This is a genomic window from Ruegeria sp. HKCCA5929, from assembly GCF_013034525.1.
GTDB lineage: Bacteria > Pseudomonadota > Alphaproteobacteria > Rhodobacterales > Rhodobacteraceae > Ruegeria.
Genome location: NZ_WQGE01000001.1, coordinates 165,010 through 185,413, shown reverse-complemented (window position 1 = coordinate 185,413; position 20,404 = coordinate 165,010). Strand labels below are relative to the sequence as shown.

The following is a 20,404-nucleotide window of genomic DNA, read 5'->3' as shown; positions in this document are numbered from 1 at the left end:
GACGGATCAGTTGCCGTCCTTCAAACCCATCAGCGCTGCTGCAAACGGGTTATCGGGATCAATGGCTTTTTCCTTCTTCGGAGGCCGCGCCGAGAACGATTTCGCACCCTGTGGTTTGCCGCCCTTCTTGCCGTGCGGCTTGCCACGACCGTCCTGCGGTTTACCACGCGGTTTGCCTTTGCCCTGCCCCTGCTCGCGGCGCGGGCCACGGTTTTGCTGGCGTTGACGGCCCCAGGTGAAGTTATAGAAAACCTCGGCCTCAGGCTCATCCGGTGCGGCGTCAGGTGCTGGTGCCTCGGCTGCCGCCTCGGTGCTTGTCGTGGCCTCGGCTGACGCCTCGGCGGGTGCGGCGGCCTCTTCCGACGTAGCCTCAGGTGCCGCAGAATCTTCGGCGGCAGGCTGTTCCGCCGCTTCCGCCGCAGGTTGCTCAGCGGCGACCGCTTTCACCTTTTCACGCTCGCCACGCTCGGCCTTGTAGCCCAGGCCCTGCATCAGGTCTGCGAATTGTTCCAACGTCATGCCGGTGATCGACAGCATGTCCGGCTTGGCTTCGAACCCGCCCCGGCTGTCTTCGGCGCGCAGCATATCGGCCAGACGTTCCAGCATATCGATCCGGATCGAACGCTCGCCCGCATCACGGTAACCGCACATGGTGTCATAGCCCTGCGGCGCATCCTTGGCGACGGGCACAGTGACCAGACCCGGAGGTGGCGCTTCGGGGAATTCCTGCAAACCGCTGGACAACGCCCACAGCACCAGACGCAAGCGCGTGGGTGCGGGTTTCAGCAGCAGAGGCATGAAGATCGTGAACTGGCCAAAGCGGATGCCATGCTTGCGCAGCGCGCCTCGGGCATCCTGATCCAGATCCTTGACCTCTTGCGCGACCTGCGCACGCGGCAGAACGCCCAGTGCTTCGACCATGCGGAACGCGAACCCTTTTGCCAGACCGGTCAGTTCTTCATCGCGCGACAGGTTCAAGAGCGGTTCAAACAGAGCCGCCACCTTACGGTCGATGAAATGCTGCAATCGGCGCTGCACTTTCTGTTCGACATCCGGCCCTGCGGACTCGTCCACAAAAACTTCGACCATTGGCTTGAGAGGTTCCGCCCCGGCAACCAGTTTGCCGACGGCATATTCGCCCCACATCAGGCCACCCTGATCCGTGAAATCAATTTCGGTATCGGGCGCATTGTAGAAGCGATCGGCGCGCAGATGGAATTGCGGCGCGAGTGCTTGCAAAGAAGCCGATTTCAAAGCTTTCGCCTCGGTCCCTTGCGCGCTTTTGTCCGGTGTAAACCGGAACCCTTCCAGACGACCGACGAATTCGCCTTCGACGGTCACTTCACCCTTGTCATTTACTTCGGCCAAAAGGGCCTCCTTCTGTTTGAGCCGGCGCAGCAAAACAGATGTACGCCGGTCCACAAATCTCTGAGTCAAACGCTCATGTAAGGCGTCTGACAGTCTGTCTTCTACAGTGCGCGTTTCGTCACGCCAATGCGATTCGTCACGGACCCAGCCGTTTCGTTGCGCAACATATGTCCAAGTGCGAATATATGCCAACCTTTTGGACAGCGCATCTATGTCACCCTGGGTCTGGTCGATACGACGAATCTGCCGCGCCATAAAATCATCCGGGATCGATCCGCGCTCGTGCAGGTGACCATAGATCACTTCAAGCAAGCTGGCGTGTTCTGCGTGGCTGATGCCGCGAAAATCGGGGATTCGGCACACGTCCCACAATAAACGGATCGATTGCGGGTCGCTGGCGCGGGCAACGATCTCGGTCACTTGTGATAGGGATTTCAGCGCATTCAGGTCGTCCGCAGGGCGTGCTTTGATCAGATGCTCGTCATTTGGGTTGGCCTCAAGCGAAGTGATCAGCGCGTCGATGGAGCCAAACCGCAAGGCGGCATTCCGCCAGTTCAGCTTTTTCATCGGCGTAAAGCGGCTGTCCATGATGGCCTGCGCCACGCCTTCATCTAACGGCGGAGCCTCGCCCGTCACGCCAAAGGTGCCATCAGACATCCCACGACCAGCCCGGCCCGCAATCTGCGCCAGTTCGTTCGGGGCCAGCGGGCGCATCCGGCGGCCGTCAAATTTGGTGAGGGATGAAAACGCGACGTGGTTCACATCCAGGTTCAGCCCCATCCCGATGGCGTCGGTGGCAACCAGATAGTCGACCTCGCCATTCTGATAGAGGTCAACCTGAGCGTTGCGCGTTCGCGGGCTGAGCGCGCCCATGACAACCGCCGCCCCCCCTTTTTGACGGCGCAGCAATTCCGCGATGGCATAAACATTGTCGACCGAAAATCCGACGATGGCGCTGCGCGCGGGCATCCGGCTGATCTTTTTGGACCCTGTATAGACAAGCTGCGACATCCGTTCACGTCGGACGAACTGCACTTCGGGAACCAGCGCCGCGATGGGGCCGCGCATGGTATCCGAACCCAGGAAAAGCGTCTCGTTCGTGCCACGGGACCGCAGCAGACGATCGGTAAAAACATGACCTCGTTCGGGATCGGCACAAAGCTGGATTTCGTCGATTGCTACAAAATCTGCTCCCATGCCTTCAGGCATGGCTTCGACTGTGCAGACCCAATATTGCGTGCGGGGCGGCACGATGCGCTCTTCGCCCGTGACCAAAGCCACAACCGACGGTCCGCGAATAGCGACAATCTTGTCATAGACCTCGCGTGCCAACAGCCGCAGCGGCAGACCAATCACGCCGGTGCGGTACCCCAGCATCCGTTCGATTGCGTAATGGGTTTTGCCTGTGTTTGTCGGGCCCAATACGGCCACTACTCGGGATGACCCGCTCACCATTGCCCCCTGCCCCGGACCTTACAGCGCTGCGCCTTCAACTTGAGGCTTCAGTCGATTCACCGCATTGGTTACTTCTTCGTGGTGGGGATGTATAGCCAAGGCCCGCGAATAAGCATCATACGCTTTCTCAGGCTCTCCTACGATTTCAAAGATCAAACCCAGCCCATAAATCGCTTCGTAGTGGTTGGGGTTAAGGGTCAGTACATGTTCAAGATCGGCGGCTGCCATGCCAAACCGTTCGATCCCAAAAAACGCCGAAGCGCGTACATGCCAGCCTTCGGCGAACTCGGGCGCATGATCTGTCAATGCCGTCAGGTGATCCAGCGCGGCATCTATGTCCCCGTCTTCAAGCGCTTCTCGACCTCGCTCCAGCAGTAGATCCGCGGAGGCTGAGCCGGATTGCGCCCACAAGGCTTGCAGCTGCCTGTCCAGGGCCATTGCTTGTTCGGGTGTCGATTGGGCAAGTTGCTGCAACAGCGCGTCTTCATCACGCAAATCCGCCTGCTGCGCGAAGCAACTGGTGGAAAACGTGACTAGAACGGCAAGTGCCGCAACGGTACCTTTGAGATTGTGGATTGCAATGCTCATAACAATAGTCAGTGTAGCGTTGCGACCGGGGATGTCCATTCACGGCGCACTAACAAAATGAGGAAAAGCATGAGCGAGATTCTTGAAAAGGCAGCAGCCGCGCTGAATGAAAAACTGGAAGGCGGCGCGTTTGATGCTTCGGCCAAGTTTGCAATCGCCGATCTGGGCGCAATCGTTCTGGATTCTGACGGTGCCCGTGTCAGCGACGATGACGCTGACGTGACCATGAGCGCCGACGCCGACACGTTCGAACAAATCCTCAGCGGTGAACTGAACCCCACCGGTGCGTTCATGTCCGGCAAACTGACCATTGACGGCGACATGGGCGTTGCGATGAAGCTTGCGTCGGTGTTGGCCTGATGGAATTGACGCCGGCCCCTTTCTTTGAAGACGTGGCCGGCGGTCCCGCCGGTGGGAATGCCCATTGGGTGATGACCTCGGACCAGATTCGAATCCGCGTTGGCCATTGGCTGCCTGAAGGCGAAGCGCAGGGCACCGTGCTGATGTTTCCCGGTCGAACCGAATACATCGAAAAATACGGAAGCACCGCTGCCGAGTTCATCCAACGCGGTTTTGCCATGCTTGCTGTTGATTGGCGTGGTCAGGGACTGGCAGATCGCTTGCTGGACGACCCTCGTGTCGGACATGTCGATCAGTTTACAGACTATCAGCGCGACGTTCAGGCCACGCTTGACCTTGCCCGAACGCTTGATCTGCCGAAGCCCTGGTTCGTAATCGGACACTCGATGGGGGGTGCCATTGGGTTGCGCGCCGTGATTGAGCAGAAGTGCTTTGCAGCCTGCGCCTTCACCGGTCCGATGTGGGGCATTTTCTTTACCCCGGTTATGAAACCCCTCAGCCGCGTAACGGCCTATTGGGGCACAGCACTTGGTCTTGGCGAAAAAACGCCACCAACCACAACGCTGGAAAGCTATGTTCTGTCGCAACCCTTCGAGGGCAATATGCTGACCCGCGATCCGGCGATGTTTCGGATGATGCAGGATCAATTGAAAGCCCATCCTGAATTGGCGCTTGGGGCACCCTCGAATCTTTGGTTGCGCGAATCGCTGGACGAATGTGTATGGCTGATGGAGCAGCCCGCACCTGACACACCTGGCCTGACCTTCCTTGGCAGACATGAACAAATCGTCGACCGCAAGGCCATACGCGCGCGCATGAAAAACTGGCCAAACGGTACACTCGTAGAAATCCCAGACGGCGAACACGAAGTGCTCATGGAGGCCCCTGATGTACGCGGGCCGGTTCTGGATCAGTTGGCCGCGCATTTTCTGTCCAATCGAACCAGTTAAACTGCGATCCGAAAACCCTGCTTCCGTCTGGCCTCTTGTTGGACTGGCCGCTTGTGATCTGCGCGCACCAGCCCTAGATGTTTGCAAAAGCTATCTACAAAAGGTGATCCATGCGCGACCTTCCCTTTCCTGTCCGAGACGCAAACGCAATGGGCGGTGCCGACAATCTTGGCAACCTTCCGGAATGGGATCTGAGCGATCTATACACCTCGGAAGACGCACCCGAGCTTGAGCGCGACTTGGGCTGGCTGGAAGGCGAATGCGCCGCCTTTGCCGCAGACTACGAAGGCAAACTGGCCGATCTGGACGCAGACGGCTTGCTGGCCTGTGTGTTGCGCAACGAAAAGATCAATTCCATTGCCGGGCGCATCATGTCCTTTGCCGGTCTGCGCTATTATCAACTGACCACGGATGCCGAGCGCGCCAAGTTCCTGTCGGACATGCAGGAAAAAATCACGATCTTCACCACGCCGCTTGTGTTTTTCACGCTGGAACTCAACCGTATCGACGATGACGTGCTCAAGGCGCATTTCGACGCCAATGCCGATCTGGCCCGTTATGAGCCCGTTTTCCGCCGCATCCGCGCGATGAAGCCCTATCAGCTGTCCGATGAGCTGGAAAAGTTCCTGCACGACTTGGGCGTTGTCGGCGATGCGTGGGAACGTCTGTTTGATGAAACCATAGCCGGGCTGACCTTTGACGTTAATGGCGAAGAGCTGAACATCGAAGGCACCCTGAACCTGTTGACCGAGCAGGACCGCGCCAAGCGTGAAGCAGCTGCGCGGGAACTGGCATCGGTGTTTCAGGACAACATCAAGACCTTTGCCCGTGTTCACAACACACAGGCCAAGGAAAAGGAAATTGTCGACCGCTGGCGCAACATGCCCAGCGCCCAAACCGGGCGTCACCTGTCGAACGATGTAGAGCCCGAAGTGGTCGAGGCGCTGCGCGAGGCCGTTGTGGCCGCCTACCCCAAGCTGAGCCACCGGTATTATGAGCTGAAGCGTAAATGGCTGGGTCTTGACGTGATGCAGGTCTGGGACCGCAACGCGCCACTGCCTATGGAAGACTCGCGTGTTGTCAATTGGGACGAGGCGGAAAAGACCGTCATGGACGCTTACAATGCCTTCGATCCACGCATGGGAGAGATCGCATCGCCCTTCTTCTCAAAGGGCTGGATTGATGCAGCGGTGAAACCCGGCAAAGCGCCGGGTGCTTTTGCCCACCCGACAGTCACTGATGTCCACCCCTATGTGATGCTCAACTATCTAGGCAAACCGCGCGACGTGATGACACTTGCACACGAGCTGGGCCATGGCGTGCATCAGGTGCTGGCCGCCGATCAGGGTGAGATGCTGTCATCAACCCCGCTGACACTGGCTGAAACAGCGTCTGTCTTTGGCGAAATGCTGACCTTCCGCAAGATGTTGGAACAGGCCGAAACCCAAGAGCAACGCAAGGTCCTGCTGGCCGGTAAGGTCGAGGACATGATCAACACTGTGGTCCGCCAGATCGCCTTCTACGACTTCGAATGCAAGCTGCATGCTGCGCGTCGCGAGGGCGAACTGACTCCGGACGACATAAACGCCCTGTGGATGAGCGTTCAGGCCGAAAGCCTTGGGCCCGCATTTGAATTCATGGAAGGGTACGAGACCTTCTGGGCCTATATCCCGCATTTCGTCCATTCACCCTTCTACGTTTACGCCTATGCCTTCGGCGATGGCCTCGTGAACGCGCTGTATTCTGTTTACGAAAGCGGCGCGGACGGGTTTGAAGACAAGTATTTCGAAATGTTGCGCGCCGGTGGGTCCAAACATCACAAAGAGCTTCTGGCCCCGTTCGGCCTAGACGCAAGCGATCCGAAATTCTGGGACAAAGGTCTGTCGATGATCTCGGGCTTTATTGATGAGCTGGAAGCGATGGAGGGGTGATTGCACTCCAACCTTTGAACCGCAATGAGGCAGACCGGGTCGAGGGTATCACGCTGCGGCCCGATCAGTTAAAATTCGCGGGTACTGTAGAAGAAGCTTTGGCCGAGCCTGCCGAACGGTTCGATCTCCATCAAATAATGCTGAACCAACGCCCTGTGGGCCTGTTCAAAATCGATCGCTTTTACTGGCAAGACTATCCTTTTGCCTCTCAAACCGATCTTGGCTTAAGGGCTGTTATCCTCGACCATAGCGTTCAGGGCCAAGGGCATGGAGCCGCCGCCATGAGCCTGTTGAGGACATGCCTGCCTGCGTTGTACCCAAAGGCGAATGCTCTGTTTTTGACCGTAAACCTCGAAAATCCCGTTGCCGTCGCTGTGTATCGCCGCGCTGGTTTCGAAGAGACCGGAGATATCTGGCCTCATGGCGAGGCCGGGCCCCAATACATAATGTCCCTGCCCTTATCAGCAACGGCAGTGTAGCGACGAACGCCTATTCCGCTTTCTTCATTGATGTCAGAAAGATAGCCCCTACGATCAGCGTCGCCCCCACGATGGCAAGCGGCGTGATTGTTGCGCCCAAAAACAAGGCCGAATTGACAAAAGTAAACACGACCGAAGCTGCAAAAAGCAACGTCGCAGTCAAAGTCGAAACCCGCGCGGCGGCCTCGTACCAAAGATAGTAGGCCAACGCGGTTGGCAGAACCCCCAACAAGATCAAAAACAAAACGTCGTTGGCCGTTGGTATTTGCAATGAAAAGGCGGCCATTGGTATCAGCAATACGCCGGAACAAAGGAAAATGCCGAACAGGAAATTCAACCTCTCTCCCGGCGATTTCGAACTGCGCATTGCACGGCTGCTGGAAATTAGAAACACAGCCCAGCTGAGTCCCGCACCGATTTCCAGAAGATCGCCGAACAAAGGTTCGCCGCCCCCCTGAAAATCCCGGTAAACCGTTAAGAAAACGCCAAAAATTGCGAGTGCTGTTGCCAAAACGTCTATGCGCGTCACCTTCGTATCTGCAAAGAAATAGAGGAAAACCAGAACAAAGAACGGCGCGGTATTCTCGAGCACCATCGCATTTGCCGCGCCTGTGTGCTCGAGGCCAATATGGAACAGGATGTAGTTGACCACAGTCGCCAGTACCGCCAGACGAAAATTCCAATCGCCCAGTTGAATCGACACAGAAACCCGCATCACCCGCAACATGCAATAAATCGCCAGAGCGGCGATAAACAGGCGTGTGACAGCAATCTGTAATCCGCCCAGATCACTTGTGAGATAGCGCACGATGACACTGTGCGTGCCCCAAAGGAACGCCGCCAGAAACCCCAGGACCAGACCGTTTTGCATCAGTTTGGTTCCGAGCATCACTGAGCCGCACTTACTTCAGCTGGCTGTCTTTAGAGCCCCGGCGGTTCATTCCGCCCCGAACTTTAGTCACGCCATCGCGGTCTTGCTGGCAATCCAGACACAGCTTAACGCCCGGCAACGCAGCGCGTCGCTTTTCCGGAATCGGCTCTTCACACTCCGCACAATGGGTCAGGCTTTCGCCGACGGGGCGCTTCTGAGCTTGCATCCGCGCCAGCTCGTCCGAAATCGAAGCTTCGATTTGTTCGCTTACCGCTCCATCGCGTGCCCAGCCACCTGCCATGGGTTTCCTCCTGAAACATGGAACAACAGGATAGCCGAGCCTCTAGGCTCTGAGCAAGTTACAGCGGCACCGCGTCTTCAAACACACGATCAATCACCTCTTGCGTGCCGCGCGAAAACTCTAGTGGGCAGGGATAATCCGCACCGTCCCGGATCGACCGGCAGAACGCTTCTACCTGCAACTTGTAATGGTTTGCCGCAGGGAACCTGGTGACTTGCACTTCAAGACCTGGGCGGTGCAGCTCTACCCGTGCCTCGCCAAACACACGCGCATTGAAAGGCGTTGTCAGACGGATCAGACCGCCCTCGCCATGAAACACCATTTCCTGATGAGGGTGCATTCGGATGGACACGTAAGCCGAATAAGTAAAGCCAGGGAATTGGGCGCGGATTTCGGTAAAGGTGTCTATGTCGTTCTGCCAGCGGATTGCAGATTGAACCGCCACAGGCTCTGCCCCAGTGGCAAAGCGCGCGCCGCCGATGACGTAGACACCAATGTCTCGCAATCCGCCGCCGCCCGTTTCGGCCCGGTTGCGAATGTTCCCCGTGTCCGCCCGATTGTCAAAACTGAACGCGCCGGTCACATGCACCAAGTTCCCGATGGCACCATCCGCGATCAGATCACGTGCCAGCTGCCACTGGGGGTGATGCACAATCATATAGGCTTCGGCCGCAAGCACTCCGGTCTGGTCGCGCTTGGCGATCAGTTGGTCAAACTCAGCGGCCTTCATGGTCATTGGTTTTTCGCACAGTACATGTTTACCGGCGTCCATTGCCCTTAGACTCCACTCGACATGCATGTGGTTCGGCAAGGGGATATAGACCGCGTCGATGCCGGGATCTGACAGCAAAGCCTCGTAACTGTCCAACACCCTGAGGTCCGGGCAAAAGGACAGAAATGAATCTGCCTTTGCTACGTCAGATGTTGCCAATGCAGCCAAACGAGCTCCATTTGCTGCATGTATTGCCGGAGCCATATGCTCGCGCGCGAATTTCGCGGCCCCCAAAACGCCAAACTGAACAGGCTGTTGCATCGCACTCTCCATCCGTTTCTTTGTGACCTCTCTGCCGCTTTTGGCGTTCGCGAGTCAATTCACGGGTCGATCCGGTCACATAGATCAACGGTCCATAACGAATTTTCAAAGGGGTAAAACGAAACCAGCCCGCAGAGATTGCGGGCTGGTGTTTAGCTCAGCTGGTTGCCAGCATGCCTTTTTCGCGGGCCAAATCCCGCATTTTCTTTTGCAGTTTCTCAAACGCGCGCACCTCGATCTGACGGATACGTTCGCGGCTGACGTTATACTGCGTGCTCAGCTCTTCCAGAGTCACCGGCTGATCCATCAACCGGCGCTGAGTCAGGATGTCCTTTTCCCGATCGTTCAGCACATCCAGAGCAGCAGTCAGCAACTCGCGGCGTGCTTCCAGTTCGTCGCGCGCTTCATAGTCGCCCGCCTGATCGGCATCTTCATCTTCCAGCCAATCCTGCCATTGCATCGTGCCTTCACCTTCGGACCCTACGGTCGCGTTCAGCGAGGCATCCCCACCGGACATACGGCGGTTCATGCTGATGACTTCTTCTTCGGTCACGCCAAGATCATTGGCGATCTGTTTGACATTTTCAGGACGCAGGTCGCCCTCTTCCAACGCGCCGATACGGGCCTTGGCCTTGCGCAGGTTGAAGAACAGTTTTTTCTGAGCCGAGGTTGTACCCAGCTTCACCAATGACCACGACCGCAGGATATATTCCTGGATCGAGGCGCGGATCCACCACATGGCGTAGGTTGCCAGACGGAAGCCTTTTTCAGGGTCAAACCGTTTCACCGCCTGCATCAGGCCGACATTCGCCTCGGAGATCACTTCGGCCTGCGGCAGTCCGTAGCCGCGATAACCCATAGCGATTTTGGCCGCCAGACGCAGGTGAGATGTCACCATCTTATGTGCGGCTTCAGTATCCTGCTCTTCGACCCAGCGCTTGGCCAGCATGTATTCTTCTTCCGGCTCCAGCAGAGGAAACTTGCGGATTTCCTGCATATAGCGATTCAGGCCGCCCTCGGGCGTCGGTGCGGGGAGATTTGCGTAGTTTGCCATTATGATGTCCCTCCGACAAATGTTTAAGTCTTTAACATAGGATATGGGTAAGGAACCCTGCCTATTCAAGAGGTGCTGCTATCAGTCTGAAATTAAACTTCTGTTAAGGGAAGATAAGAAACTCTTTCTCACGGGACTTTGCTTATTGTGACACTGGTGTGCGCAGGCCTGCAATCAGGGATTTCATATCTTGCGGCAGGTCGGCCTCGAACCGCAGGTTTTCGCCGGTCACCGGGTGTTCGAAACCTAAAACCGCTGCATGAAGGGCCTGACGCGGGAAATCGCGGACAGATTCAGCAGCCGAAACCGAAAAGGCCTTGGCAGACAGCTTGCGCTTGCCGCCGTAAACCGGGTCTCCGACCAGCCCATGCCCTGCATGGGCCATATGGACCCGGATTTGATGGGTGCGTCCGGTTTCCAGCCAGCATTCGATCAGAGCCAGCCCTGCGGGTGTACCAAAACTCTCAACGACCCGTGCACGCGTTACTGCGTGGCGACCCCCATGGAAGAGAACAGCCTGCCTCTGACGGTCGGTCTTGTGCCGCGCAAGCTGCGTGGTCACGCGCATGATGTTGCCGGGTTCGAAACTGACCCCTTTGACACCGCGCAAACGTGGATCGTTGGCGTCCGGCACCCCGTAGCAAACGGCGCGGTAATACCGTTCGACACTATGGGCTGCGAATTGCTCGGCCAGGCCGTGGTGTGCAGCGTCCGATTTTGCCACCACCAAAAGGCCACTGGTTTCCTTGTCGATGCGATGCACGATGCCCGGGCGCTTGACCCCACCAACACCTGACAGATCATCCCCGCAATGGTGCAGCAGCGCGTTTACCAGCGTACCGCTGGGCGAACCCGGCGCGGGATGCACGACCATGCCTGCGGGTTTGTTCACAACAATCACATCCGCATCTTCAAAGACGACCTCAAGCGGGATGTCTTCGGGGCCGATATGGCTGTCCTCGGCCTCGGCCACGACAATGGTAACCTGCGCTCCTTCCGCAACTTTTGCCTTAGGGTCACGCGCCTCGCGCCCATCGATCTGGACGGCACCTTCTTCGATCAGGCGCGCGAGCCGGGTGCGCGACAGGTTTTCACCATCTGGCACATCCCTTGAAAGCGCCTTATCAAGGCGTGACGGCGGATCAGCCGCGATCTGAAACTCAATCTGGCGGGTGCCCATGACTGTCCCTTCCGAACCCCAAGAACCGCAGGAAACACCGCAGCTGCGATTGCTGCGGCGGATGGTCATGTTGTTGACCGCGGTGATGATTGGCGGGGTTCTAGTGACATTCGCCCTGATTGTCATCCGCCTATCGGACCGCACCCCCACCCTTCCGGATCAGATCGAGTTGCCGGACGGTGCGAAGGCCCAGGCGCTGACCATCGGCTCTAACTGGTACGCGGTTGTCACGGATGACAACCGTGTTCTGATCTTTGACAAAACGACCGGAAAGCTGCGTCAGGAAATAGTGGTCGAGTAAGCAAGAGCGAACGCCTTGCCCCCATACCAGATTTGGCATGCAGCTTAATTTTCGTTCGGGAACAACGACGTACCAACCCACGCCGCGCCCAATCGCTGATCCAGCGCGTCTGACCGTATTTTCAGTTTTCCGACAAGCGGAGACAGAGTAACCTCGCGCAGGCAGATCCTTTCCCCCACCAAGCTCAAATCTACTCTGGCAAATTCGACCTCTTGCGCCAGAGCTTCTGCGATCCCGACCATCTCGTCGAATTGCGCGGGCCGCGGCTCTGTGTCCGAACTGGTTGGGAAAAACAACTCATCTGGACGGAATGTATAGTCTCGGTCGTGCAGCATCTGAATGCGTCCGCGCCCCCGGTCACGGTCGACCTGCACCAAATGAACACAGCCAGCGATCACCCAGAACTTCCAATCGGTGACTGTGTGTTCACCGGCTGTCAGATCTTCCTCAAGACAATAGTTGGGCTGCCGGGTAACGCGCCACCAGTCCCCGGTCCAGAACCCTTCCGGCGTTTTGGTTTTGTGCCACGCGGCCATCTGATTGTTTGCCGCGTCGCGCTCAGCGTCATCCAGCGGAAGCGACACGCCAATCCTGTGCGCAACGCTGGCCGAGCCTTTCAGGCTGTATTCACCGGGCTCGTCAGAAAGCGCTTCAGGCAGGGTCGGTATGTGTGAATGCCATACACACCTTGGCACAGTCAGACCGTCCGGCACCTGCTCCACTGTTTTGTCTTGTTCTGCGACAAGCGCTTCGGGAACAACACCAAACAGCTTCATCACCAACAGCTTTTCCGAAAAGGTTTTCGGCGCGCAGAGATCAGGTAGACGGCGGTGGCTTTCGGCATAGTTGAACAGCGACATGGCAAGCGCATTCAGACGCGCAGCCTCACTGCCGTAGTGATCCCAGCCACGCAAACGGCCCGGACGGGGCAGATCATTCACGCCATAGAGATTGTCAGACTGGATCCTGTCCAGCTCTGCCTGCGCGACTTTCAAATAGTCTTCTCTGTCTGACAGCAGGGCCGTAGACATTGCACCGCCTGTGGCTTTTCGGATGTCTACTGTTGTTGGCCGTAACGCGGGCAGGTCGGCCGGAAACTCGATCGGTTTGGGCCCCTTTCTGCCATGGCGCGGCAGAGGCGCATCGCTTGCTCGGATGCCCAGGTTTCGCAAGCGTCTGTCCAGGAAAGAATGCCGTTTGATGCCATTTGCGATCCACCACCGCATCCGGCGACCCCACAGGTGCACCGCAAGAGTGTCGTCCTTGATGTATGTCTTTCTGAACTCTCGGACGTGAATATCGTTGGCTTGCCCGGCCTGACGGAACGGCAACGGATAAAACACCGGGATTGGACTGGCATGTTTCAGTTCGTCATGTTGGCGCAGATACCATGTCATGACACCCGGTCCGTAAACGCTGTGCTCTTGATCCGAAGCATGCGGCAACTCGCCGGCGCGCTTCATCCGCTCAAGCTCTGCCCGTTCATCACCTTCGACCCAGGGACGGATCGGGTAAGGATCATTGCTGTACTCAATATACGCGTCCAGTGCCGGACTGTCCGAGGGCAGCCGCATCACGGCATTACAGATCGTGTCTCTGTTGAAGTAGCCAAAGATGTGATCAGCCCAAGGGATCGGAGACAGTGCCACCACATCCGTATCGCACCACAGGAAATCCGTCTTTTTCATCAACTGTAATCTGAAGATGTCAGATTGCGGAACCGGCGTTTTGAATTGGTTGTTCATGATGAACTGTTTCGGCTCGTGCACTTCGTTGGCAGATACCAATTCAACGCCAGACGGTACGTTTTCGACCTGCCCATAGTGAAACAAAACCAGCCTGTGGCCCTGTTCGATAAACGAAAGCATGCACATCTGTTCCAGAAAGCTCAGACGGCCTTCCATCCAGAGCATCCCAATCGTCGGAAGAGAGCGATCCGCAACCATAGTTTTTTCTCCGAGGGGTGATCTGTTAGGTTTCTGGCGTCTGTTCACCGGATGCAGGGGTGGGCTCTGCCGAAAGCCGCTCCCGCACGATGCGGTCTTTTTTGACAAACTCCACCGCCGGTTTTGCCAGCAGTTTCTGGTACAGTTCGTTGTAATCTGGCTGTTTCAGAAGATCGTTGATCAGCGCCTTGTGCCAGCGGAAAGACTTTCTGTGTAACCGTTTAAGCCGGTCATCCGCTCGAAACTCCTCTAACACCGCGTCAACCTCATCCTTGTATCGCAGGATAGTTTCATCCGTTGCGCCGCCGCGGTTCCAGCGATCCCAATAGTCCGTACCAAGCGTCTGAGATGAGTGGTTCGCCCTGCCCCGACTTCGTTTGGCCAGGTAAGCTTGAGTAGATCGAACCGCGTAGTGATTTATTTGCGCGATTTCAAAGCCAAAGGGTGGCGAGACGTGATTGCCAAAAGGCGCGGGTTCTTTGGCATGCCCTCCGGGCACGGAACGGAATACCGCCGCCTGAAACTCGGCCCGGGGATGAGGGTTGTGAAGCCCATAGCGTAAATAAACTTCACCTTGCCGGAACATGGATTTCACAAAACGGCGCCCTGCCCCACCCTGTTCATAGTCCAACTCACCGTCAAAGAATTGCTGCGTCACAGGCGTATCACGCATCACGTGTCGACCGTTGTTCGAAAAAATCTTCCACGGGATCGAGATGACATCGACCCCCGGTGTCGCTTCGATCAGGTCGTCCAGCTTGTTATTGCCGACGTGAATGTTCAGAAACTCGTCCGCATCGCCCACGTAAATCCACTTGGCCTCTTTCACGACCGGCAGACGGCGCGCCTGTCTGAGAGCGGACCGGTGAATCCCACCTGTTCCAACGCGGTTTTTGTGAAACTCGACATGGCCCAAGTCCTGCAAACGGCGAAGTATTTGGTTTGTGCCGTCCGTACAATCGTTGGTGTAGACAATGATCCGGTCGAACCCCAAAACCTTGTGATGGGCGACCCATTCCAGAATATAGGGCCCCTCGTTCTTCATCGCCGTGATGAGGATTTTTTCAGGCTTAACCATCGCTGCCACTCAATCCCGTCGCTTAACTGGCCTGCCCTTTGCTGTCATCCTGCGGAACAATCTTTTCAATGGCGATCTGAGCACCGGCAATTGCCCGGATGCGCAACGCGCGTGGATACTTACCAAGAAACTCGTTCACCGCCCGGATGACGCCATCACCCCACCAGCCCCGACGGTGGTAGTCATCAAAGGCCATGATCCCGCCAGGTTTGATCTTGGGAAACAGTGCCGCCAGATCGGCAGTCACGCCTTCATAAGAGTGGTCGCCATCGACATAGGCAAACGAGATGCTTTCGTCATCAAACAGTTCAAGCGCAGGCACCGAGAAATCCCGGATGATACCGACCTTGCCCTCTTCAATCTCTTTTTCGAACGACTTGACCACTTTCTGGAAGATGGCCTCCATCTTTTCGTCTTCGGTCCGGCCAACAAATGCGGTTGTGTGCGACTCTTCCCCGATGTGTTTCCAAGGATCGATAAGAAACAGCTGACTGGGCTCAATCAGTTTGAGAATGGTCGGCGAGAACTCTCCTTGCCAGACACCGATTTCAACTGCGACACCTCCTTTTGGAAGGCGCGACAGAAACGTGCGGCGGATTGCATCCTTGGTGTTCTTGCGCTTGGTTGCCTTGTCGGCCTGCGGCTTTTCCTTACGCCCCGGCGCAGCACCAATGATCTGGGGTTCGTTTGCCATCTCAACCTCGTTCTGTGTTCGAAGCAGGCATCAAAACGATGCGACCACCCCACTTTGTTCTTTTCTAGATCGCTACCACGACAACAGCGCAAGAGCCAGAAGCTTGGGTTATTCTTTATCGAGCGGGGGCAATTTGTCGATCCCAAGCCACGGTGGCTCTAAGCCGGTTATTCTATAGGACCCGGCATTGCCTGCCAGGAACCGGTTGATCGCAGCAGACATCCCCGAATACGACCCCTTGCCGCGCCTGTAAGACGTGAAAGCGATGCTGCCACCCGGCGCGAGCACCCTGTCGATCCGTCTCAGCAATTGCAGCATAACGCGTTCAGCGCGAACGCCACGAATGACGACGACGCCAATGCTTTGATCTTTGAACAGTTTCAACATCAAGGCCGGCATCGCCCTGTACACACGCAACTTTCCAGACAGAATGGGCTCGCGGAAATACTCGAGAAACGCATAGAACGCGCGGTCAAGCGCCTGCGCGCCCTCATCTTGGGTCGTGTCCGGGCAGGCAAACCCGTTCCAGGACAAGCCCCAAGGCGCAATTACGGTCAATTGCGCAACAGTCCCCAAATCCAGTATTTCCTGGACGATTTCTGGTTCAACCTGCCCGATCAGGACCCAGGACTTCTTTCCGCTGATCGACTTCAGGAATTTCTTGCGTTGCTTTGCCGTTCTTTCAACTTCCTTAGGCGTTTGCGGCAAAAAACTGGGATCTCTGGGATCAAACGGCAGATCGACCTGTTTCGGGTCAGTGATCTTGGCGTGTTCCGCCTTAGCCTGCTCACAATCCATAGGCGTGTCCAGGGCATCAAGCCGAACAAACCACGGGTAATTCAGCGTCTTGTTGTTCGAGATTATCGCCATTTGCCCGATCCGGTTCCATTTCGCGACCTGCGCAAAACTGACTTCGGGGTCTTTGTACACTTCCAAATCGAAGGAAGTGTTGGCTTCTTCCAGAACCCCCAAATCCAAGGCTTTCAAGTTCTGGCCGCTGCGAAAATTCTGATACCTCCGAATAAAGCTCTTGGCGGCGTCGGTTTGGCGAACCGTGGCGATCCGGGACTTATGAAACTCAACAGCCTGTTTGTGAAGGTTTCGCAAGACCTCATCCTGACACAGGCGTTCATGTGCGTGACGCATACGGTCCAGCTTGGACAGAACTGACCGTTCCTCGACATCATTGAAGCAATGCATATGCCAATAGGCCTGTCCGGTCGCCTCCATCTTTGGATGAAACGCCGTTGTGTTCACATCTCCGCGAAGCCGCTTCATCAGATAGCTTTCGATGGACCTGACGGCATAGTGGTTCATACGAAACAACGAAGTTCCAAAGGCCGCACCAGTTGTTGTAAACGCCCAGCCACGCCGACGCATTGCAGGTGGCAGCGGATCGCCGTCCCCATCCACCCAAGCGAAGTTTTCAACTTTACCCTTGATCGGACCGCGCGGTCGATGCGTGTTGACCAAACGATAAGATCCATTGTTGCGGATCAGAGATTTGAACGCGCGCAAATTCTGCGGCATGACCATGCCCATCTCGCCGGCGCGCGTGAACTGTTCAATTACGAACTTGTCTTCGAACTCGACAATCCCGTTGTGCCCAAACATCTGCCATAGCGCCGCAAAACCATCTGCATGTGGCAACGTTCGGAAAAGGTCATCCAGAGTGCCTTCGCCGACGCGAATATCAAAGAACTCATCGACATCGCACACCAGAATCCACTCGGCTTCGGAAGACCAGGGATGTTTCATTGCGTTGGCATAAGCCGAGGCTTGTGGCCCGTGTTTCCACGGCCCCGGATTGTCGATATGCGCTAGGAAACCAAGCTCTTCACACCGTTTGAGGATCGCATCCGTACCATCCGAGCAGTCGTTCGAGTTGACGATGAAATGTGTGAAACCGATCGATTGGTAGTAGGCAATCCACTCAAGAATGAAAGGACCTTCATCTTTCATCGTGGAAATGACTAATCTCATCAACGCATCCCGCAATCATGGCCCCGGCATTCAGAGATGCAGGAAAAACGCATCCGAGCAAAGGCATAGCTCGCATCCCTGAACAGGGCTGTGTTACGGGCCGTGGATTGGCAATGCAAGTGGGCAGCAGCTTGTTGCCCTTTCAGACGTCACAACCGTGTCCGAAGCGCACGTGCCTGGCAGCTTGCGAAAATGAGCGTGCCACAGGATTAAGGTATGATTTGGTGCGGTCGAGAAGACTCGAACTTCCACGGGAGTTACCCCACAGCGACCTCAACGCTGCGCGTCTACCAATTCCGCCACGACCGCACTGCCAGTGACTTGGTAGAGCGGCGTATAGACGTTGGCGCGCGCGATGTGAAGAGGCAAAAACGCTCTGGTTTAAATTACCGCGCAGCAGACCTATCTAGCTGAATGATCACCACACATCCGATCTGACAGGAACCGCAAATGACCTCAACCGAGAACCGCCCTATTGTACAGATCGACATCGTTTCAGACGTGGTTTGCCCGTTGTGCATTGTTGGCTTCAAACAATTGGACACGGCCTTGCAGCAAATGGGTGTTTTGGCCCGGCTGCGCTGGCATCCGTTCGAGTTGAACCCGAATATGCCACGCGAAGGTCAAAACCTGCGCGACCATATCATGGAGAAATACGGAACCACCGCCGAACAAAGCCAGCAAGCGCGGGACAGGCTCACTTCGATTGGCGCAGAGCTGGGGTTTACGTTCAACTTCGGCGACGAAAGCCGGATGGTGAATACGTTTGCCGCACATCAGTTGCTGGATTGGGCAGAAGGGCAAGGTCGACAACACCCGCTGAAACTTGCCCTATTTGATGCGTATTTTACGCAGCAGAAGGACGTCTCGGACACTGAGGTCTTGCTGGATGCCGTTCGATCAGTCGGGCTTGATGCGGAAGCTGCTCGGCAAGCGCTTGAAAGTGGCCAACACACGGGCCCCGTTCGCGAGAAACAGCAATTCTGGACCAGCCGAGGTATTTCCGGCGTACCGTCCATGGTGTTTGGCGGAAAATACCTGCTGACTGGGGCGCAAGGGACCGAAACCTATGCGCAAGTCTTGCAACGATGCCTGTCCGAGGCCGCCTGACCCCTTCCCCTGACCGCTATGGGCGGATATGAGGCCGGCATGGAATGGAAAATCACCGATGGTCTGACCAGTTACGAAGACGCCGTGGCCTTCATGGAGGCCCGCGTCGCAGGGATCGCGCGTGGCGACGCTGAAGAATGCGTTTGGCTGCTGGAACATCCGCCCCTTTACACCGCAGGCACCTCAGCCAAGATTGAGGACCTGACCGATCCTGACCGATTTCCGGTCTATGAAAGCAAGCGCGGCGGAGAATACACGTATCACGGACCGGGTCAGCGTGTGGCCTACGTCATGCTGGATCTCAACAAGCGTGGACGCGATGTACGCCAGTTTGTGAAGCAGTTGGAGACTTGGGTGATCTCGGCGCTGGCGGAATTCAATGTACACGGTGAGATTCGCGACGGGCGCGTTGGTGTTTGGGTCCGCCGCGATGACATGCCGCTGACAGTGACCGGCAAGCCAGCAGAAGATAAGATCGCGGCCATCGGCCTGCGCCTGCGCAAATGGGTCAGCTTTCACGGCATCTCGGTCAACGTGGAACCGGATCTGGAGCATTTCTCAGGCATCGTGCCGTGTGGCATAACCGAGTATGGCGTGACCTCTCTGGTTGATCTGGGGCTTCCCGTGACCATGGCTGATCTTGATGCAGCGTTGGAGAAGACGTTTATTGAGGTCTTTGGCTCAAAAGACGCGTGAACAACCCCATCGAACCGCAAGGCGAATCGGTGTTAGCGCGCAAGTATCAAAACAATATGCTCAGGCGAATGGCTCTGTTTCCGATGCCTTGCGCAATTAACCCTGAATGCCCTGGGTTTATCAGTTTCTTTAGGCAATTTTTAACTCTTTTAGATACAAAGGGACCGTTAACGAGTAGTATGAAACTGCCAATCAAGAGTGAGTGGTATGTTAACCGGTGATCCAGGGCTCGCCCTCGAAATCCGAGAAGTGTTTGGTTACGAGTCTGCCGTTCCGACCCCAAATCGGAACGGCAATTCTCTTTCCACCACCTAATAGACCACTGAATTTCGCGCCCGATCAAAAAGTGCCGGTCAAAAATCCGTCGCGGGCGTAAAACTGAAGCCCAGCTTTACAACGCAGCTTTGATCTTTTCGGCGTGCTGCGCAATCTGGTCGAAGTCGCCCATGTTTCCCGGCGGGCGCATCGACACGCCTTCGTGACGCGGCAGAACGTGAAAATGAAGGTGGAAGACCTCTTGTCCGCCTGCCGCTTCATTGAACTGTTGGATCGTCACCCCATCCGCATCAAATGCCGCCTTGGCGGCCTGCGCCATTTTCTGAACGGTATTCATCACCGCCGCCAGTTGCTCGGGCGTGGCATCCAGTACGTTGCGACATGGGGTTTTCGGAATCACAAGCAAATGACCATCGGTTCGCGGCATGATGTCCATAAACGCCAGTGTCTCGTCATCCTCGTACACACGGGTCGAGGGGATCTCATTGCGCAGGATTTTGGCAAAGATGTTGTCTGGATCGTAGTCTGCCATATTCAGTCTCCGGATTGCGGGTGTTGGCGTAGTTCTGAGACGCCAGTTCATGACGGTCAAGGCGGATATCTGCCAAGCGCCTGTTTCAACCCGGTGCTTATGGCTTGAAAACCGGGCGAGCATCGCCAGATAGATGCCGTCCGAGGCCTGAAAATCGCGCGGCAGCCCCCTGCCCGCGACAATTAATCTTGATCCAGATCAAACTCGGCCATTGAAGG

Annotated in this window: 19 protein-coding genes and 1 tRNA gene; 7 read left to right on the top strand and 13 right to left on the bottom strand. The window is 56.3% G+C overall.

Annotated features, from left to right (window positions below; translation table 11 throughout):
• Window positions 1-6: 6 nt before the first annotated feature.
• Window positions 7-2,823, bottom strand: coding sequence for a DEAD/DEAH box helicase (locus GOV90_RS00930; RefSeq protein WP_174825367.1), 2,817 nt, complete (start codon window positions 2,821-2,823; stop codon window positions 7-9).
• An 18-nt stretch (window positions 2,824-2,841) separates the two neighbouring features.
• Window positions 2,842-3,450, bottom strand: coding sequence for a tetratricopeptide repeat protein (locus tag GOV90_RS00925; RefSeq protein WP_171089451.1), 609 nt, complete (start codon window positions 3,448-3,450; stop codon window positions 2,842-2,844).
• Window positions 3,451-3,480: 30 nt separating this feature from the next.
• Between GOV90_RS00925 and GOV90_RS00920 the strand changes: the two genes are divergently transcribed.
• From GOV90_RS00920 to GOV90_RS00905, 4 genes are all read left to right on the top strand, one after another.
• Complete coding sequence (locus GOV90_RS00920) at window positions 3,481-3,771, top strand: SCP2 sterol-binding domain-containing protein (RefSeq protein WP_171089449.1); 291 nt, start codon at window positions 3,481-3,483, stop codon at window positions 3,769-3,771.
• The gene (locus GOV90_RS00915; protein WP_171105195.1) at window positions 3,771-4,721 is read left to right on the top strand and encodes an alpha/beta fold hydrolase; all 951 of its coding nucleotides are present in this window, start codon (window positions 3,771-3,773) and stop codon (window positions 4,719-4,721) included. The genes GOV90_RS00920 and GOV90_RS00915 overlap by 1 nt, the downstream gene beginning before the upstream one ends.
• 110 nt (window positions 4,722-4,831) lie before the next feature.
• A complete protein-coding gene (locus GOV90_RS00910; RefSeq protein WP_171089446.1) occupies window positions 4,832-6,652 on the top strand; it encodes a M3 family oligoendopeptidase in 1,821 nt (606 codons plus the stop codon).
• The gene (locus GOV90_RS00905; RefSeq protein ID WP_171172803.1) at window positions 6,649-7,131 is read left to right on the top strand and encodes a GNAT family N-acetyltransferase; all 483 of its coding nucleotides are present in this window, start codon (window positions 6,649-6,651) and stop codon (window positions 7,129-7,131) included. The genes GOV90_RS00910 and GOV90_RS00905 overlap by 4 nt, the downstream gene beginning before the upstream one ends.
• Before the next feature lie 10 nt (window positions 7,132-7,141).
• Here the strand turns inward: GOV90_RS00905 and GOV90_RS00900 are convergent, their stop codons facing one another.
• The 5 genes from GOV90_RS00900 to GOV90_RS00880 all read right to left on the bottom strand — a co-directional run bounded on the left by GOV90_RS00900 (window position 7,142) and on the right by GOV90_RS00880 (window position 11,570).
• The gene (locus tag GOV90_RS00900) at window positions 7,142-8,002 is read right to left on the bottom strand and encodes a DMT family transporter (protein WP_171089442.1); all 861 of its coding nucleotides are present in this window, start codon (window positions 8,000-8,002) and stop codon (window positions 7,142-7,144) included.
• Between the two features lie 31 nt (window positions 8,003-8,033).
• Window positions 8,034-8,303, bottom strand: coding sequence for a DksA/TraR family C4-type zinc finger protein (locus tag GOV90_RS00895; RefSeq protein ID WP_171089440.1), 270 nt, complete (start codon window positions 8,301-8,303; stop codon window positions 8,034-8,036).
• Between the two features lie 58 nt (window positions 8,304-8,361).
• The gene (locus GOV90_RS00890; RefSeq protein ID WP_171089437.1) at window positions 8,362-9,336 is read right to left on the bottom strand and encodes a Gfo/Idh/MocA family protein; all 975 of its coding nucleotides are present in this window, start codon (window positions 9,334-9,336) and stop codon (window positions 8,362-8,364) included.
• 157 nt (window positions 9,337-9,493) lie between these two features.
• Window positions 9,494-10,390, bottom strand: a complete 897-nt coding sequence (gene rpoH, locus GOV90_RS00885; protein ID WP_171089435.1) for an RNA polymerase sigma factor RpoH — start codon at window positions 10,388-10,390, stop codon at window positions 9,494-9,496.
• Between the two features lie 142 nt (window positions 10,391-10,532).
• Entirely contained in the window at window positions 10,533-11,570 is a 1,038-nt protein-coding gene (locus GOV90_RS00880) for an RluA family pseudouridine synthase (protein WP_171089433.1), read from the bottom strand.
• Here GOV90_RS00880 and GOV90_RS00875 point away from each other — a divergent pair.
• Entirely contained in the window at window positions 11,569-11,871 is a 303-nt protein-coding gene (locus GOV90_RS00875) for a DUF6476 family protein (protein ID WP_171089432.1), read from the top strand. The two genes, GOV90_RS00880 and GOV90_RS00875, sit on opposite strands and share 2 nt — an antisense overlap.
• A gap of 44 nt (window positions 11,872-11,915) precedes the next feature.
• On the opposite strand, the gene GOV90_RS00870 is transcribed toward GOV90_RS00875, so the two are convergent.
• The 5 genes from GOV90_RS00870 to GOV90_RS00850 all read right to left on the bottom strand — a co-directional run bounded on the left by GOV90_RS00870 (window position 11,916) and on the right by GOV90_RS00850 (window position 17,881).
• A complete protein-coding gene (locus GOV90_RS00870) occupies window positions 11,916-13,817 on the bottom strand; it encodes an ATP-grasp fold amidoligase family protein (RefSeq protein ID WP_171089429.1) in 1,902 nt (633 codons plus the stop codon).
• 25 nt (window positions 13,818-13,842) lie between these two features.
• Window positions 13,843-14,895, bottom strand: a complete 1,053-nt coding sequence (locus tag GOV90_RS00865; protein ID WP_253284723.1) for a glycosyltransferase family 2 protein — start codon at window positions 14,893-14,895, stop codon at window positions 13,843-13,845.
• 22 nt (window positions 14,896-14,917) lie between these two features.
• A complete protein-coding gene (locus GOV90_RS00860) occupies window positions 14,918-15,589 on the bottom strand; it encodes a class I SAM-dependent methyltransferase (RefSeq protein WP_171089425.1) in 672 nt (223 codons plus the stop codon).
• Between the two features lie 108 nt (window positions 15,590-15,697).
• Entirely contained in the window at window positions 15,698-17,572 is a 1,875-nt protein-coding gene (locus GOV90_RS00855; RefSeq protein ID WP_171089423.1) for a glycosyltransferase family 2 protein, read from the bottom strand.
• Window positions 17,573-17,794: 222 nt separating this feature from the next.
• Window positions 17,795-17,881, bottom strand: a tRNA-Leu gene (locus tag GOV90_RS00850).
• A gap of 141 nt (window positions 17,882-18,022) precedes the next feature.
• Here GOV90_RS00850 and GOV90_RS00845 point away from each other — a divergent pair.
• Window positions 18,023-18,682: a DsbA family oxidoreductase gene (locus GOV90_RS00845; protein ID WP_171089421.1), complete on the top strand. Its 660-nt coding sequence runs from the start codon at window positions 18,023-18,025 to the stop codon at window positions 18,680-18,682.
• A gap of 39 nt (window positions 18,683-18,721) precedes the next feature.
• Window positions 18,722-19,378, top strand: a complete 657-nt coding sequence (gene lipB / locus GOV90_RS00840) for a lipoyl(octanoyl) transferase LipB (RefSeq protein WP_171089419.1) — start codon at window positions 18,722-18,724, stop codon at window positions 19,376-19,378.
• Window positions 19,379-19,769: 391 nt separating this feature from the next.
• Here lipB and GOV90_RS00835 read toward each other — a convergent pair whose 3' ends face one another.
• Window positions 19,770-20,186: an HIT family protein gene (locus tag GOV90_RS00835; protein ID WP_171089418.1), complete on the bottom strand. Its 417-nt coding sequence runs from the start codon at window positions 20,184-20,186 to the stop codon at window positions 19,770-19,772.
• Window positions 20,187-20,404 lie beyond the last annotated feature (218 nt).

Coding starts and splice junctions, on each gene's coding strand:
- lipB (WP_171089419.1), top strand. CDS start 18,722: ATGGAATGGAAAATCACCGATGGTCTGACCAGTTACGAAGACGCCGTG.
- GOV90_RS00880 (WP_171089433.1), bottom strand. CDS start 11,570: ATGGGCACCCGCCAGATTGAGTTTCAGATCGCGGCTGATCCGCCGTCA.
- GOV90_RS00930 (WP_174825367.1), bottom strand. CDS start 2,823: ATGGTGAGCGGGTCATCCCGAGTAGTGGCCGTATTGGGCCCGACAAAC.
- GOV90_RS00915 (WP_171105195.1), top strand. CDS start 3,771: ATGGAATTGACGCCGGCCCCTTTCTTTGAAGACGTGGCCGGCGGTCCC.
- GOV90_RS00835 (WP_171089418.1), bottom strand. CDS start 20,186: ATGGCAGACTACGATCCAGACAACATCTTTGCCAAAATCCTGCGCAAT.
- rpoH (WP_171089435.1), bottom strand. CDS start 10,390: ATGGCAAACTACGCAAATCTCCCCGCACCGACGCCCGAGGGCGGCCTG.
- GOV90_RS00900 (WP_171089442.1), bottom strand. CDS start 8,002: ATGCAAAACGGTCTGGTCCTGGGGTTTCTGGCGGCGTTCCTTTGGGGC.
- GOV90_RS00890 (WP_171089437.1), bottom strand. CDS start 9,336: ATGCAACAGCCTGTTCAGTTTGGCGTTTTGGGGGCCGCGAAATTCGCG.
- GOV90_RS00925 (WP_171089451.1), bottom strand. CDS start 3,450: ATGGACATCCCCGGTCGCAACGCTACACTGACTATTGTTATGAGCATT.
- GOV90_RS00845 (WP_171089421.1), top strand. CDS start 18,023: ATGACCTCAACCGAGAACCGCCCTATTGTACAGATCGACATCGTTTCA.
- GOV90_RS00875 (WP_171089432.1), top strand. CDS start 11,569: ATGACTGTCCCTTCCGAACCCCAAGAACCGCAGGAAACACCGCAGCTG.
- GOV90_RS00855 (WP_171089423.1), bottom strand. CDS start 17,572: ATGAGATTAGTCATTTCCACGATGAAAGATGAAGGTCCTTTCATTCTT.
- GOV90_RS00920 (WP_171089449.1), top strand. CDS start 3,481: ATGAGCGAGATTCTTGAAAAGGCAGCAGCCGCGCTGAATGAAAAACTG.
- GOV90_RS00895 (WP_171089440.1), bottom strand. CDS start 8,303: ATGGCAGGTGGCTGGGCACGCGATGGAGCGGTAAGCGAACAAATCGAA.
- GOV90_RS00870 (WP_171089429.1), bottom strand. CDS start 13,817: ATGGTTGCGGATCGCTCTCTTCCGACGATTGGGATGCTCTGGATGGAA.
- GOV90_RS00910 (WP_171089446.1), top strand. CDS start 4,832: ATGCGCGACCTTCCCTTTCCTGTCCGAGACGCAAACGCAATGGGCGGT.
- GOV90_RS00865 (WP_253284723.1), bottom strand. CDS start 14,895: ATGGTTAAGCCTGAAAAAATCCTCATCACGGCGATGAAGAACGAGGGG.
- GOV90_RS00860 (WP_171089425.1), bottom strand. CDS start 15,589: ATGGCAAACGAACCCCAGATCATTGGTGCTGCGCCGGGGCGTAAGGAA.